The following is a 15,011-nucleotide window of genomic DNA, read 5'->3' on the forward strand; positions in this document are numbered from 1 at the left end:
TCCCCGGAGGACAGGGCCGTTAAGGAATGTCCTGGCCGATCGCCCGCATCACGTCCGCGAGCCACACTAAATGAGGCGTTGACCTGCTCGTTGTCCCGGTCCCGGCCTTGGTCCCCGTACCCGATTAGTCCGTTGGGGACCGGTCCCCGTTCGGTGCCGGGTTCGGTTCCGGGACCGGTCCCCGCTTCGATCGGGGACCGGTCCCCGAAGCGGGGTCTGCTGGCATGGGCCTGCGGAGCACCGATACCCAGACGCCGCAGGAGGGAGGCGAGTTCTGCGGCCTGTTGCAGGGCGGGCGTCGTTGTCGTCTCGTTGACGATGTCGTCTTCCTCTGGCTCAAACCGTGAGGCATCAGTCACCAGCGCCGAGGCCGCCGGCGACAACCAGTTCGCGACTGGTGAACTCGCCGGTGAGCATGGGCATGGCGGCAGCGATCGCTTCCTTGGCCTCGGGCAACCGCAGGGATGCGTCGTGGTGATCCTTAGATTCCCAGACCTCCGTGACCACGATCGTGTCCGGGTCATCGGCGGCCAGGCCCACCACGTAGCTTCTGCAGCCAAGGTCGCGGAGGCTATCGGCTCCGGACAGCAGGATCGCAACCACGTCGTCGCGCTTGCCGGGCTGGGTCTTCATCGAACCGATGTAGCCATAGGCCATGTCATGCCGCCTTCGTCGGAGTTGCTGTTACTCGGCACCATCATGGCCACCCCTTCAGACGACGCGGCCGGCACCCTGCCGCAACCCCGGAGCACACGACTCACCGATCCATCAGGAGCCGGGAAAGATCCATCGGACACGGCCTAACCCGCTCGCGCAAGCTCTCTACTCCGACCTCCTGCAGAGCCGGATCGCGGACTGGAACAACGCCCGGTTCACGTTCCTGGACCCGCTCGCACGCGACTTCTACGTCGACTGGGAGCAGACCGCCAACGACGTCGTCGCCGTCCTGCGCGGCTACGTCGGCGCGAACCCGGCGGATCGGCGCCTTTCCCAACTCGTGGGCGAGCTCGTCACGCGCAGCGACGACTTCTCCCGCCGGTGGGCCGTCTACGACGTGAAGTACCACCGCACCGGCCGCAAGGTCCTCCGTCACCGGGTCGTCGGGGATCTCGACCTCGGGTTCGAGGCGCTCGCGCTGCCCGACTCCACGACACTGAGCCTGTCTACTACCCGGCCGACGAGTCGACTCGGGAGCGTTTGCAGCTGCTGGAGAGCTGGGCCGCCACCGAAGCCCGCGACGGCATCTGGCCTCATCCCGTCCAGTCGCAGTAGCCGCACGATCGAGGAGTTGCCCCCGGTCCCGTCCTTGTCATACTGATACTGTACCTGTAGGTAGGTACAGAACAGAACGGCAAGAGCTGCCGGCCTGCGAGGAAGGACCGACCACGTGAAGAGCACGGAACGCCACCACCCGGCTGCCAGCTCACGAGAGCGTCTCGTCGAGGCCACCCGGGAGCTGCTGTGGGAGCAGGGCTACACATCGACCACCCCTGCGGAGATCCGAGCGCGCGCGGGCGTCGGACAAGGAAGCATGTACCACCACTTCCCGACCAAGGCCGACGTCGCAGCCGAAGCGATGCTCCGCAACAGTGCCGAACTCGAACGCGTAATGGACGACTACCTGAAGCAGACGCCATCACCAACCGGAAGCGTCAAGAGCTATCTGAGCAAGCCGCGCGACGGCCAGAAAGGCTGCCGGTTCGGGCGGATGACCCTCGACAACGCCGTGCTGGAGAACGAACGGCTGCGGGGGCCCGTGGCGGACAGCCTGACCTGGTATCGCCGACGAATCGAACATCTCCTGATCGACGGGCAAGCGCGAGGGGAGCTGCGAGACGACTTCTCCGCCGAGGCCGTTGCTGCCACGATCATTGCCATCGTGCAAGGAGCGCACGTTCTTGCTCGCGCAGACCGGAGCCAGGCAGCGTTCGACCGTGTGATCGAGGGTGGTCTCACGCTGCTGGCAGGACTGGAACGCCGGGCTTGAATGTTGATTCACGCAACGGGCGTGTACCTGCTGCGCCCATTGGTTTCGTGATCCGGTCGGCATCTGACGCTGTTGATGCAGCGGACTTCCGTAGCGTCAACGAGGAGTGGACCACGGTGCTGTTCGCTCTCACCGACGAGGATCGACACCTGCTGGGCGATCCTTTCACCCACATCGTTCAGCCGGGCGGGGATGTTCTGATCGCGCGAATGCCGAACGGCACCGCCGCCGGATGCGTTGCGCTCCTGCGATACAGCTCCGATCTTCTCGTGCTCGCCACGATGGTTGTACGTGCTGAATTCCGGAGCCGCGGCGCCGGCCAAAGGTTTCGAGAGGCTGCGATCGCTCGGGCTCGACGGCTGGACGCCCGGCGTCTCCTTCTCGGGACGAACAGCCGGCCGGCTGCCGCGCTCCGGCTCTACAAGGACTCGCCCTTTCGCCGGATCGGCCGGGAGGAACTTCCTCTCCCCGACTACTACGCCCGCGCCGACGTTCCTGATGCAACTCTCGCTCGACGAACCAACCCGCCCAGCCTCGACCGGAATCAGGTGACCACGATGGTCAGCGTCAGCCAAGAGACCTCGACTCAGACACGAACCCGGCTACGGGCCGTCATAGCGAACTCTGAGATCGTGGTGCTCGACGGGGCGTGGTCATTCGTCGAAACACCGATGAACGAGCCGCCCCGTTTGGATGAGCACGTCCTCGCGGTCATCCGCGACGATGAATGCTGGAGCGCCCTTCGCCCGGATGACGGGAGTGACAAGGAGAGAGAACGATTCGGTCTGTTGTCCTTCCACTTCCCACCCGGCCTCGACAACAGCGGCTTCGTCGGCTGGCTCGCCACCGAGTTGAAGAAACGTCTGGGGACCGGACTGTTCGTCGTGTGCGGCAGCAACAGCGATCACGGTGGGATCTACGACTACTGGGGCTGCCCCATCGACCTGCTGGACGATGTCGCCGGCGTCATCCGAGAGCTCGCCGACCATCCCACAGCGACCCCGTCATGAGCACCATTACTGCCGGAGACGAACGGGTGCCGACGCCGCCGCGATCGCAGATGCGTTCGTCTGTCTGAACTTCCCCGTGAGGTGGGCGCCGCCATCGCTTCGGCCGCTCCTGCCGGGCGCACCATTCTCTGGACCCGCGCGCCCCGTGACCCACCTCGGCAGCGTGGACTCGATCCTCGAAGTGATCGCCGAGTCGGACAGGAGCGACGTCCTCGTCATCGACAACGGAGGCAGGCGCGAGGAGGACTGCATCGCCGATCTGCGGCTCGCGGAAGCCGCCCTCGCCGGAATCGTGCTGTGGGGCGCCCACGCATCCAACGCATCGAGACGGCGCAGGGCGACCTCATCCACCAGGGGTGCTCTCTCCGCGACCAACTTGACTTCGCCGGCTACATCCAGCGACGCACCGCGGACATCTCACTGCCCTTCGGCAACACCTCAACGACCACGGTTCAGCACTGGAGACATGACCATGAGCGTCACGCCGCCCATCACCACCGACACCATCCACGACCTTGTGCCCTTCGCCCGGTACCTGGGCGTCACCTTCTCAACGATCGAACCCGACCGCGTTGTCGCCCACCTATCCGAGAGCGGCGACCTCGCCACGATCGGCGGCGGTGTGCACGGCGGCGCGCTCATGGCGCTTGCCGACGTCAGCGCCGCCGTTGTGGCTGTCCTCGCGAGCGGCGATGCCGCCGCTGCTCCGGCCACTATGCAGTCCTCGACCAACTTCCTTCGGCCCGTCCATGGCGCCGCAACGGCTGAAGCCCGGATTGCTCGCCTCGGAAGATCGACGGTGGTCGACGTGGAGCTGACCGACCCGGCTGGTGAGCTCTGCGCACTGGTGCGGCAGATCGTCACCGTCCGACCCGGATGAATCCGGACAGACGTCGATCATGCAAGGGGCCCTGATCCCGGGCCAGGTCATGTGCAGCGGCAGCTTCACGACACCATGGGTCGGCCCGCGCAGCTCGTCCAGTGACTCCGGCAGGCGGCGCAACTTCTCTCGGTACAGCGCGAGGCCCTCGGCGACCGCATCCGAGAGGTCTCCCGGCGTGGATGCGGGATGCCATGGGCTGGAGGGCATGACCCCGTTGTGATGGCCGAAGACGTGCAAGGGTCAGATGTGCGAGCTGGCATCCGGAGCGAGCGGGGGCGCATCTACGGGTGAGTTGGTCGTCGCAGTCTGCTCAGCTTTGAGCAGCACGGACTCTCTGGCGTGACGCTCGTTCGACGCTCTGGGTGTCTGCACGAAGGACGACGAGTCGAGAAAATCGCTCTGACCAGGTGTTTTATTGGATCCCTTCGGGCCGACACCTTTTCGATGACGCATCATGTGGAGTGCGTGGCGATCCTGGAGCCGGTGGCGAAGGGCGCCTGACCTGTTGTTTTGTGCGTGTGTCTGATGTGCGGTGTGGGAGGTTCGACCCCGGCGCCGAGGCTGAAGCGCCGGGCCTTCGCCTCAGGGTACGAACTGCGGATCGTCGCCGAGTGTGACGTCCTTGACGTGTGCGCAGAGTACGCCGAGCTGCCGCGGCGCTGATCTGGGCCCGTGAGCTGGACGCGGGCGCTTGTCACTGGTCGGTTTCGACGATGTACCGGATCCTGCGCGAGTACGGGCAGTCCGGTGAGTGTCGCTGCCAGGTCACTCACCAAGCCAAGGGCATCTTGGTACCTGGTACCTGGTATCTGGAAATCTTTCGCTGTGCGCGGAGTGAAGGGCATGCTCATGGCTGCGAGCCATGAGCATGCCCTCTCAGTCAGTGGAGGTGGGCCGGGAGAACGTCCGGCAGGCTCCCCATGGGTGCGCCCCGTGCTCCGCGGTCTTGGGAGCCTACTTGCGGAGCTGGTTGTAGGTGCCGTAGGCCATCGCGGTCTGGCCCCAGCTGTTCGGGTGCGCCGGTGCGAGCTTCGTCTCGATGGGCTCGATCCACCGGTTCGTTTCGTTCTGGCACATGTCATGGCCGATGGTCATCGTGTACGTGTCTGCGTACTCCGCGCCGGCGCTCCTGGCCCGGTCGGCGAGGGCCTGGTTGAGCTTCTTGTTCACATCGCGGAGGTAGGGCACGTCGCCGTCCGCGAACGGGACACCGGGACGGCAGGGCTTGCCGTCGTCCGGCACGAGCGATGGGTAACCGACCACCAGGACCCGGGCCTTGGGTGCGAGAGCGCGTATGTACTGCAGGGTGACCGTCAGCTTTGCCGCTGTGGAGTTGATGCGAGTGGTGACGGCGTCGGTGCCGGACGCGTTGTAATGCGTCTTGCAGGGGCTGCCGGTCGGATCGCTGAAGCTGCCGACGACGCAGTTGGTGATGATCTCGGTGAACCCGATGTCATTGCCCCCGATGGTCAGCGTGACCAGATCGGTGTCGCCCGACAGGGCGCTGAGCTGGGCCGGGTTGGTGCCCTGAGCCTTGGCCATCTCTGCGGTGGTGGCACCGCTGCAAGTGACGTTCTTGAAGGACTTGGCCTTCACTGCTCCGGCGATCACCGCGGGGTAACTTTCTCTGGTGCGATCACAGTTGGCGTCGTCCACCGAGCTGAGACCCGCACCGGAGGCGTACGAGTCACCGAGCGCCACGTAGTTGTCGTAGGTCGGCTGGGCCGACTCGGCAGCAGATGCAGTCGGGGCCATGAAGCCACCGATGAGCCCGGCAGTGGTGCCGAGTGCCGCCGCGGCCAGTGACGCGGTGCGGCCGGTGCTGCGGAGAGTTCGTGCGAGTTGAGTCATTGCGCCTTCAGGGAGAGGGAGTTGCCGGTCTGCGGCACTGGCTATGAAGCGATTCGGATGTCTCAGGTTCCCTGTCGGACACACCGATTCCGCTCAGTCCCGGTTCGTCTCGACCAGTGGACAGCGGCCAATGGGCCGTTGTGAGTGGGTAGTTGGGGGACCGGGCCGGTGCGGCGACCGAGATGGCGCTCGGTACGGCTGATCTGATCCAGTACCTGGAGCGGTTCGTCCAGGACCTCATCACCCCCGGCGGGCGGAGCCGTTGCTGTCGCCGGCCGCCGTGCGGGAGGCCGCCGACGCCACCCCCGAGGACGTCGAGGACGTCGAGGACGCCCAGCAGGCCGCGTACGCCAGAAGGGTCGCGTGGTGGTCCGGGCTCAGCCAGTGGTTCGTGTCGGAGGAGGGGCGGGAGTCGCAGGCCCGGTCTGCGACGGGTCGGCCGGTGTGGCTGTTCCGGGTCGGAGTACTCGAAACGCTCGCCCTCCAATTGTTCCCGCCACTGCTCTCGGACGCCCTCGCCACCCGGCGACCGGGGACGACGACCACCGCCGTTCCCCGTCGCGTGGAGATCCTCGCCCGACTGCGTGCACAGCGCGATCACGTGGCCCTCGGGCCCTCCGAAGCAGTGCCGCTCCGCCGACCTGATCGGCTGCGGCGTCAGAGGGCTTCTCGTTGTTCCACAGCGCGGCCGATGAGTTTGTGGCTCCCCGCCGGTCCAAGCTGGTGACTGACAGCCTGAGAAAGGACACCACCATGTCGGAGCTCCTCGTCGACTTCATCACCTCCCTCGACGGCTACGCGTCCGGAGAGGGATGGCCCGGGTTCTGGGGCCTTGAGGGTCCGGAGTATCTCGCGTGGCTCGGCGAGCAGCCCGAGGTCACCTACCTGATGGGAGCGAACACCTACCGCCTGATGTCGGGCTTCGCCGCAGGCGAGGTCCCGAGTGGCCAGGACGAGTTCAGGCCCGAAGAGGAGGCGTCCGTCGACGAGCTCACGCAGGCGTCCAAGGTCGTGTTCTCCTCCTCGCTCGATCAGCCGCTGACGTGGGCCAACTCCACGCTCGTCCGCGACGACGCCGTCGAGGCGGTCCGCGCCATGAAGTCGAATGGCTCCGGGCTCCTCAGCACGATCGGCAGCCTCAGCCTGTGCCGGTCCCTGCTGCGCGCCGGACTCGTCGACCGCTTCCGGGTCGTGATGTTCCCGGTGATCACCGGGGCCACGGGCGAAGAACGCATCTACGACGGCTATCCGGACGTCGCCCTCGAAATGATCGGGCACCGCACCTTCGACGGCCGCACCCAGCTGGTCGAGTACAAGCCCCGCGTGCTCGAACATCCGCCGCTCGGCGTCCCCGCGTGACGTCACCTGCCTCTGGCGGTGACCCGTACCCGTACCCGTACCCGTCGCCTGTCGCCAGTGGCCAGTGGCCACTGGCCGGTCATCGGTCGCCGGTCTCCTCCTCGTGCGCGTACGTCTCCTTCGGCAGTGCCCGCAGCGTGGTCTGGGCCTTGAGGAGCATCTCCTCGTACTCCGCCTCCGGGTCGGAGTCGAGGACGATGGCGCCGCCCGCGCCGATGGTCAGTTCGCCGTCGTGGCGGACGGCGGTGCGTATGGTGATGCTCAGGTCCGCCGTGCCCGTGTAGCCGACGAAGCCGATGGCGCCCGAGTAGACGCCGCGGGCCTCGCCCTCCAGGTCGTCGATGATCTCCATGGTGCGCAGTTTCGGCGCCCCCGTCATGGACCCGCCGGGGAAGCAGGCCCGGACCGCGTCCACGGCGGAATCGCCCTCGCGCAGGGTGCCGGTGACGGTGGAGACGAGCTGGTGCACGGTGGCGTAGGACTCCACCGCCATGAGCGAGGGGACGGTGACGGTGCCGATCTCGCAGATCTGCCCGAGGTCGTTGCGGAGCAGGTCCACGATCATCAGGTTCTCGGCGCGTGTCTTGGGGTCCGTGCGCAGGGCGCGGCGCGTGGCCTCGTCGGTGTCCGGGTCGGCGTGCCGGCGCGCCGTGCCCTTGATCGGCTTCGCCTCGACCGTGCGGGCGGCGTCCACCTTGAGGAACCGCTCGGGCGACGAGCTGAACACCGCGAGGTCGCCGAGGCGCAGCAGCGCCGCGTAGGGGGCGGGGTTGAGCCGCCGAAGACGCCGGTAGTAGGCGAGGTCGTCGGCCGGTGCGGGCAGGTGCAGATTGGTGGTGAGGCAGATCTCGTAGCTCACGCCCTCGCGCAGCCTGCGGTCGCACTCCTGGATGTCCGCCAGGTACCGCGCGCGCGGGCGGGCCAGCCATGCCGAGGCGTCGTGCTGCTCGGGGGACGGCGCGACGGTGGCGTCGGCGTGCTCGTCGGTGAGTTCGGCCAGGACGGGGACGACCGTTCTTATCCACTTCTGCGCGGCGTCGGAGTCCTGCTCCTCGCAGATGGCCACGACGTACGTACGGTCCTCGGCGTGGTCCACGGCGACGAAGCGGTCCGCCTGGAGCCACACCGCGTCCGGGGTCCTCGACCGGTGGGCGCGCCGCCCGCCGAGGTCGGCCTTCAACTCGTAGCCGAAGTAGCCGACGTAACCGCCGGTGAAGTCGAAGGGCAGCTGTCCGGCCCCCTCGACCACGCGGCCGGTGCGGCTGCCGAGCGCGTCGAAGACGGTGCCGTCCTCGCGGTGCGAGGCGCCGTCGGGGTGGTCCACGACGGTGTGCCCGTCCCCGACGCGGTAGGTCAGCATCTCCGCGCCCGGCTCCTCGGCGGCGCCGAAGAACGAGAAGCGGGCCAGCCCGGGTTCCACGTGCGAGCTGTCGAGCCAGAAGGAGCGGGTGCTCGTCCCGTACAGCGCCAGGTACGCGGCCTCCGCGTCCACGGCCCGGTCCAGGACCTCGTACTCCGCGAGCAGCCGCGGCGGTGACGCGTCCGGCAGCCCGTCCGACACCGCGATCGACGCAGCGTCCGATGCCGCGACCGGGACGGGTACGGGTACGGTGCCGGCCCGGCCCTCGTACGGACCCGTGCCGCTGTCGCGCCCCGCCAGTGCCAGGTCCCGGAAGTTGGCCACGAGGCGGGCACCGTGTTCCGTGCAGATCGACTCCGGGTGGAACTGCACACCCCACCACGGCCGTTCGCGGTGGGCCAGGCCCATGATCACGCCGTCCTCGGCGCGCGCGGTGACCTCCAGGTGCGCGGGCACGGGTTCGGCGACGCTCAGCGAGTGGTAGCGCACGGCGGTGAAGTCCTGCGGGACGCCGGCGAAGAGGCCCGTACCGCTGTGCCGGATCGTGGACAGATAGCCGTGCCGGGGCTCCGGCGCGGGGGTGACCGGCGCGCCCGCCAGCAGACCCACGCCCTGGTGCCCCAGGCACACCCCCAGGACCGGCAGCCCGGAGTTCTCCAGGACGTCGCGGGAGCGGCCGAAGTCACGGGGGAGCGCCGGGTGTCCGGGGCCCGGGGAGATGACCGCGGCGTCGAAGCCGTGCGGGTCGAACCGGTCCCGGTCCTCGGCGTCGTTGCGTACGACGACGGGGGCGACGCCGTACACCTTTGCCAGCAACTGGTACAGGTTGTAGGTGTAGGAGTCGTAGTTGTCGATGAGCAGGACGCGCATGGGTCAGCACCTTGGGTGGGGTGGTGGTCAGGGGGTTCGGGTCGACACCGTTGACCAGTCGAAGGGGAGGGTGTCCAGGACGTCCAGCTCTTGGCAGAGCTGCCGCAACCCGCTGAAGTCCTGGAGGAGCCGCTTGCCGCCGGAGGCGCTGCCGACGTCCCGCAGCATCTCCGCGCCCCCCTCCACACCGAGCAGGTCCAGGATCCTCGCCCAGGTCGTGAAGTCGTGCGAGGCGAAGGCCTCCATCCCGTCGGCCAGCGCGGTGAGGAAGTAGACGCGCTGCCCGGGGGAGAAGTGCCTCCACGCCTCCTGGGCGAGGGTGTCCGCGATCGAGGCGTGGCAGTACTCGTCGCGGTTGTGCAGGACGGCCGTCATCCGGTTCACGGGCTGGATCTCGTGGTTCTCGGCGACGAGGTCCAGATGGGCGTTGACCGAGATCTCCGCGACCGTGGTGAAGGCGAGCGACACCAGGGCGCGCTCCTCGTCCGTCGCGGCCGTGGCGAGCCGGTGCGCCTGCCTGCGCGCCTTGTACGCGAGGGGCAGCGCCGTCTCCGGCATCCGCCAGCCGCGCTTGCGGCGCGTCACGGCACTCGCGTTGAGGTGCATCAGCGTGTGGTACTGCTCGTCGACCATGGCCTGGGTGACCGCGAGCGCCATGGACTCGCCGTCGATGCCCGTGTCGAAGACGTCCTGCGTGACCAGGGCGAAGCCCGGGTTCACCACGTGCTGCTCGATGTCCATGATGTTCTTGTTGAACGAGATCCAGCCCCACGCGAGGATCCGTGCCTTCGTCCCGTCGTCGAGCGCGAGATAGGTGGGGTGCTGACGGAAGGGCAGCAGGGCCTCCGGGAAGTCCGGCCGGTCCAGTTCGAAGACGTCGTCCAGGTTCGGCTCCTCCTGCTTGACCGTGGCGCGCCGGTGCCAGTTGCCCGCGAGTCTGCTGAGCACGGCGTTCTCCACCGCGTCGTGCGGGTCGTGCTCCGGGAGGGACCGCAGCCGTCGCGCCACGGTGGACGCGCCGGGATCCGCCACGGTGGACGTGCCGGGATCCGCCTCGTTGGGTTCGTTGGGTATGTCGTTCATGGTGACCTCGGTCCAGGTCAGAGCCGTCCGGCACGGATCGCGCCGGTCTTGGTCCTGAGGGATTCGATCTTGTCCGGTTCCGGCGCGACGCCGAGGACCTCACGCGTCACGGACCGTCCAGGAATTTCCGCAGCGCCTGGACGTCGCCCGGCTCCAAGGTGATTCCGAAGATCTCCTCGGGAGCGGCGAGCAGCTCGTCCCTGTCGAGTTCCCGGAAGGTCGCCGGCCTCGCGGGACGTATCTCCGCGAGAGTGCTGCCGGCCAGCAGGTGCCTCACCTCGGGCCGGGTGCGCTGGAGGACCATCTGGTGGTTGAACGGGGAGCGCGGATGCGTGAGGCAGAAGTGGTTGAGGAGTTCGAAGTCCGAGGGGTGGCGCACGTCCGTGGTGAAGCCGTAGAGCTCGGCAGGTCCCTCCGGCCCCAGGAACCGCAGTACGTGTTCACCGGACGGCTCTCGTACGAGATCGAACGAGAAGTCGCCGTCCAGCCGCGCGTCCTCCGCGAGCCGGATCGGCTCGTGCGGTCCGTAGGCACCGAAACTCACGTCGTGCAGCCAGCGTTCGCCGTCGAGCTCCACGCACAGGGCCACGTGCAGGGCCGGCCCGAACTTGTTGCCGGTGCGGATCCGCGTCCGGCCGGCGAACGCCGTGAACGTGAACCCGACGCGGTCGAGCACGGCCGCCATCAGCACGACGTGCTCCAGACACCAGCCGCCGCGGCCCTGTCGCACGAGCTTGTCCTGGACGCTGTCCAGGTCGAGCGGTACCGACGTGCGGCCCAGCAGCGCGTCGAGGTTGTCGAAGGCGATCGCGTCGACATGGGCGGCGTGCAGGCCGCGCAGTGTGGAGAGGTCCGGGGCCACGTCGCCCCGGTAGCCCACGCGGGTCAGATAGGCGTCCAGGTCGACGCCGTCGCCCTGCCACATCGAATCCGTCATACGTAGCTCACCCCTCATGTGAACTGCCCGGCGACGATGGCCGCGAGAATGAGCCAGCCGAAGTAGGTGTTGGAGACGAAGGTGTCCCAGCACGACTTCGGGTCGTCCAGGTCCGCACGTACGATCAAGTAGGCCAGGTAGGCCCCCGCGAGCACGGCGATCAGGTAGAACGCCCACCCCATCGACATCCGGGAACCGGCCCACAGCACACCGCCGACACTGATCGCGGCGAAGATCCCCAGCCACGCCTTGGTGGCGTCGCCGAACAGCAGAGCGGACGACTTGACGCCGATCTGACGGTCGTACTCCTTGTCCTGATGGGAGTAGATCGCGTCGTGGATCATGGTCCAGAAGGCGCCGCCGGCGTACAGGCCGTACACCGCGAGCGGGAAGTCGGCCGTTCCGGTCGCCGCCGTCCAGCCGATCAGCGCGTAGACGCTCATCACCAGCGCCAGGAACGCCGAGGGCCAGAAGAAGACGCGCTTCATGTAGGGGTACGCGACGATCAGCGGGTACGAGGCCGCGGCGACCAGGGCTGTCTCCACGTTCACCACCGCCAGGACCAGCAGCGCGACCAGGGCCTGTGCGGTGGCGAACAGGAGGGCGTTCTTGACGCTGACCGTCCCCGCCGCGACCGGACGCGACACGGTGCGGGCGACCCGGGCGTCGACCTCCTTGTCGATCACGTCGTTCACCGCGCAGGCGGCGCCGCGCACCAGTACCGCGGCGACGGCGAGGAGCACCACCGCCAGCGGGTCCGGCCGTCGTTCGGAGGCGAGGGCGACGGCCCACAGCCCGGGGAGGAGGTAGAGCACGTACCCCGTGGGCCGGTCCAGCCGCATCAACAGGAGATACGCGCGGACCGAAGTGGGGCTCTTCGTGACGACGCCTCTGGATATTTCGTGGAGCATCAGGATCCAATCACCATGTCACCGGAAGTTGGATCAACCCGCCGATCAGCGTGTTGAGGCGCAGCCTCAGCTCGTCCGTACCGACAGCCAGGCGCAGGGTCGGGAAGCGCGTGACGAGCTGGGTGATCGCCACTTGCAGCTGCATCCGGGCCAGCGTCGCGCCGACGCAGTGGTACGCACCGTGCCCGAAGGCGAGACTGCCCGTGGTGTCGCGTGTGACGTCGAGCTGGTCGGGGCCGGTGAAGGCCTTCTCGTCGTGGTTGGCCGCGATGATGTTCAGCATCACGAAGTCGCCGGCCCGGACGGTGACTCCGTCGATCTCGAAGTCCGTCAGCGCGTAGCGCGGCATGCCGCCGTTGTGCGGATTCGGCATCGACCTCCGCAGGGTCTCCTCGACCGCGCCGGGGACCAGACCCGGGTCGCGCACCAGCGCCTGCCACTGCTCGGGGTCGGCCAGCAGCAGCGACACACAGGTGCCGATCCGCGCCACCGTGGTCTCGTAACCGCCGAACAGCAGCAACGCCGTCAGCCCGATGACCTCGGTGTCCTTGATCCCCTCGGACGCGCAGATCCTGGAGATCGCGTCGTCGCCCGGGTTCTGCCGTTTGTCGGCGACCAGTTGCCTGCAGTAGGCGAACAGCTCACCCAGCCCCTGCTTGGACCTGACCGGGTCCCCGACGCTCGCGGCGTCCTGGGTCCAGCCGCCGAACCGGTCCTTGTCATCCTGGGGCACGCCCAGCCACTCGCACATCACCTGGATCGGCAGTGACAGCGCCAGCGCCTCGCGCAGGTCCACCGGTTGCTCCTGGGCGGCCACCGCGTCCAGGAGCCGTCCGGTCACCTCTTCGACGTAGGGCCGCAGCGCCAGCATCCGCTCGGGTGAGAAGTGCGGCTCCAGCAGGGCCCGCAGCCGGGCGTGGTCGGTGGCGAAGTCGCCCAGCAGGCCGGCGAGAACCGCGGAGCCGCTGTCCTTCGCCGCGGCCTGCGGATCGGGATTCGAGCGGCTGAGCCGGTCGTCGTCGAGCAACTGCCGCACCCAGGCATGACCGGTGACCAGCCATGCCTCGTCGCCCTCGGCGGTACGGACCCGATGGACCGCGCCCTTGGACTGGAGTGTGCGCAGCGCCGGCGCGAGGTGAAGCACGTGCGTCTGCTCGAAGGGCAATTGAGTGGGGGTGCTCACTGACGGCCTCCGCCGGAATCGAGGTTCGGACCACTGGGTCGAGGACGGTCACGACGTACGGGGGCTCGTCGTCCCGGTGCCCGTAGGGGAACGCGGAGGGCCTGCTCGCCGGGCTGGTGCCACGCACGGGGCGGGGCCGGGTCGTCGTGGGCCCTGGCCATGATCATGTACTCCGATCCGGATGCCGGTCCTGCCGGGAAGTCACGGGTCATGCCGTGGAATCGGCCGGGTGAACGGCCGGACGGTCGGCCGGAAGGCCGGCCGTGTGATCAGCCGCGTGGTCGGCCGTGCGATGGACGATGCGGTCGAACAGCGCGGTCAGTTCGGTGGTCGCGGCCGGGGACAGCTCGGCTCGTCCGAGGTGCTCCAGAGCCGAGTCCAGACGGCCGCGGGACAGTCGCAGGGCCGTGTGCCGGCCGCCGCACTCCTCGACGAGGTCGGCCATCTCCTGGAGGTGCGCCGCCGTGGTGTCGTCGGAGTGCCACAGCCGGCGCAGTCGTTCACCGGCCGGGCTGTCGGCGGACAGGGCCGCCAGCACCGGGAACGTCGGGTTGCGCCGCAGGATGTCGCTGCGGACGGGCTTGCCGGTCACCGCGGGGTCGCCCCAGATGTCCTCGACGTCGTTGAAGATCTGGAAGGCGAGGCCCAGATGCCTGCCCGCGCCGCGCAGGGCGGACAGGACGTGCTCCGGTTTCCCCGCCCGCAGCGCGGGTGTCACCAGTGCGCACTCCAACAGCGCGGACGTCTTCTCCTCCACGATGCGGTCGTACTCGGAGATCCCGGTGTCCGGACCCAGCCGGACCGTCAACTCGCGGGTCTGGCCCGCGAGAACGAGGCCGAGGGCTTCGGCGAACACACTGGAGATCTCCGCACGGCCGGGGCCGCGGTCGTCGACGACCAACCGCATCCCGAGAGCCTGCAACGCGTCCCCGGCCAGGATGGCCGGACTGGAACCGAACACCTTCCACGCGGCCGGGCGGCCGCGGCGCAGCTCGTCCGCGTCGATGATGTCGTCGTGGATCAGGGTCGAGTTGTGCAGCAGTTCCAGGGCCGCCGCCTGGTCCCGCACGTCCTCCGGCCGCAGCCCGACTCCCTCGGCCGCCGCCAGCATGAGGGCGGCACGAGTCAGCTTGCCGCCCTCCTCGCCGGTCGGGTCACCGTGTTCGTCGACGAAGCCGAGGTGGTAGGAGCAGATCCGGGCCAGGGTCGGCTCCAGTGCGGAGGCCCGCCGCCGCATCACGGGCAACACCGTGGACCGCGCCGTCTCCGACGACGGGAAGGCGCGGGGCCTGGTCGACGAGGTGCCGAGTGCGCTCATCGGGATTCTCCTCCGGTCGCGCTCCTTATTACCGGTCAGAAGCTGTGCGCATGCGGTTCGCGAATTGCACCACTGAAAATAGCTGTACTGAATATGGCGCCGCCTGAACCCGGGGTGACGCAGCCGGAATTTGCGTGATCGTTCTGACTGCCATCCTGATGGGCGGCCCTGAGTGTGTCAACGATGCGGCGGGCGCATCTTCGGGTTTAGGAAAAACCCCAAAGAACGCGGCGCGGTACTGGATTTGGACTATTCTGCG

At 68.2% G+C, this 15,011-nt stretch carries 13 protein-coding genes; 5 read left to right on the plus strand and 8 right to left on the minus strand.

Features of this window, described 5'->3' with window-relative positions; genetic code table 11:
- Positions 1-351 precede the first annotated feature (351 nt).
- Entirely contained in the window at positions 352-657 is a 306-nt protein-coding gene (locus ACLVWQ_RS27505) for a putative quinol monooxygenase (protein ID WP_414111872.1), read from the minus strand.
- Here ACLVWQ_RS27505 and ACLVWQ_RS27510 point away from each other — a divergent pair.
- The 4 genes from ACLVWQ_RS27510 to ACLVWQ_RS27525 all read left to right on the plus strand — a co-directional run bounded on the left by ACLVWQ_RS27510 (position 656) and on the right by ACLVWQ_RS27525 (position 3,877).
- On the plus strand, positions 656-1,318 hold the full coding sequence (locus ACLVWQ_RS27510; protein ID WP_414111873.1) for a hypothetical protein: 663 nt from the start codon (positions 656-658) through the stop codon (positions 1,316-1,318). The two genes, ACLVWQ_RS27505 and ACLVWQ_RS27510, sit on opposite strands and share 2 nt — an antisense overlap.
- 69 nt (positions 1,319-1,387) lie before the next feature.
- Positions 1,388-1,987, plus strand: coding sequence for a TetR/AcrR family transcriptional regulator (locus ACLVWQ_RS27515; protein WP_414111874.1), 600 nt, complete (start codon positions 1,388-1,390; stop codon positions 1,985-1,987).
- A gap of 116 nt (positions 1,988-2,103) precedes the next feature.
- On the plus strand, positions 2,104-2,997 hold the full coding sequence (locus ACLVWQ_RS27520) for a DUF6196 family protein (RefSeq protein ID WP_414111875.1): 894 nt from the start codon (positions 2,104-2,106) through the stop codon (positions 2,995-2,997).
- A gap of 163 nt (positions 2,998-3,160) precedes the next feature.
- Positions 3,161-3,877 (plus strand): PaaI family thioesterase, encoded by a 717-nt coding sequence (locus tag ACLVWQ_RS27525; RefSeq protein ID WP_414111876.1) that lies wholly within the window; start codon positions 3,161-3,163, stop codon positions 3,875-3,877.
- A gap of 957 nt (positions 3,878-4,834) precedes the next feature.
- On the opposite strand, the gene ACLVWQ_RS27530 is transcribed toward ACLVWQ_RS27525, so the two are convergent.
- Complete coding sequence (locus ACLVWQ_RS27530) at positions 4,835-5,731, minus strand: SGNH/GDSL hydrolase family protein (protein ID WP_414111877.1); 897 nt, start codon at positions 5,729-5,731, stop codon at positions 4,835-4,837.
- A 753-nt stretch (positions 5,732-6,484) separates the two neighbouring features.
- Between ACLVWQ_RS27530 and ACLVWQ_RS27535 the strand changes: the two genes are divergently transcribed.
- Positions 6,485-7,090, plus strand: a complete 606-nt coding sequence (locus ACLVWQ_RS27535) for a dihydrofolate reductase family protein (RefSeq protein ID WP_414111878.1) — start codon at positions 6,485-6,487, stop codon at positions 7,088-7,090.
- 79 nt (positions 7,091-7,169) lie between these two features.
- Here ACLVWQ_RS27535 and pabB read toward each other — a convergent pair whose 3' ends face one another.
- The 6 genes from pabB to ACLVWQ_RS27565 form a co-directional block, all read right to left on the minus strand.
- On the minus strand, positions 7,170-9,320 hold the full coding sequence (gene pabB, locus ACLVWQ_RS27540) for an aminodeoxychorismate synthase component I (protein ID WP_414111879.1): 2,151 nt from the start codon (positions 9,318-9,320) through the stop codon (positions 7,170-7,172).
- Positions 9,321-9,347: 27 nt separating this feature from the next.
- Complete coding sequence (locus ACLVWQ_RS27545; RefSeq protein WP_414111880.1) at positions 9,348-10,403, minus strand: AurF N-oxygenase family protein; 1,056 nt, start codon at positions 10,401-10,403, stop codon at positions 9,348-9,350.
- A gap of 106 nt (positions 10,404-10,509) precedes the next feature.
- On the minus strand, positions 10,510-11,340 hold the full coding sequence (locus ACLVWQ_RS27550; RefSeq protein WP_414111881.1) for an arylamine N-acetyltransferase family protein: 831 nt from the start codon (positions 11,338-11,340) through the stop codon (positions 10,510-10,512).
- A gap of 14 nt (positions 11,341-11,354) precedes the next feature.
- Positions 11,355-12,251: a 4-hydroxybenzoate octaprenyltransferase gene (locus tag ACLVWQ_RS27555; RefSeq protein WP_414111882.1), complete on the minus strand. Its 897-nt coding sequence runs from the start codon at positions 12,249-12,251 to the stop codon at positions 11,355-11,357.
- Between the two features lie 10 nt (positions 12,252-12,261).
- Positions 12,262-13,434 carry a cytochrome P450 gene (locus tag ACLVWQ_RS27560; protein WP_414111883.1) on the minus strand — a complete coding sequence of 391 codons (1,173 nt, stop codon included), beginning with the start codon at positions 13,432-13,434 and terminating at the stop codon, positions 12,262-12,264.
- Between the two features lie 208 nt (positions 13,435-13,642).
- Entirely contained in the window at positions 13,643-14,752 is a 1,110-nt protein-coding gene (locus ACLVWQ_RS27565; RefSeq protein ID WP_414111884.1) for a polyprenyl synthetase family protein, read from the minus strand.
- Positions 14,753-15,011 lie beyond the last annotated feature (259 nt).

This window comes from Streptomyces sp. CWNU-52B, from assembly GCF_047444975.1.
GTDB lineage: Bacteria > Actinomycetota > Actinomycetes > Streptomycetales > Streptomycetaceae > Streptomyces.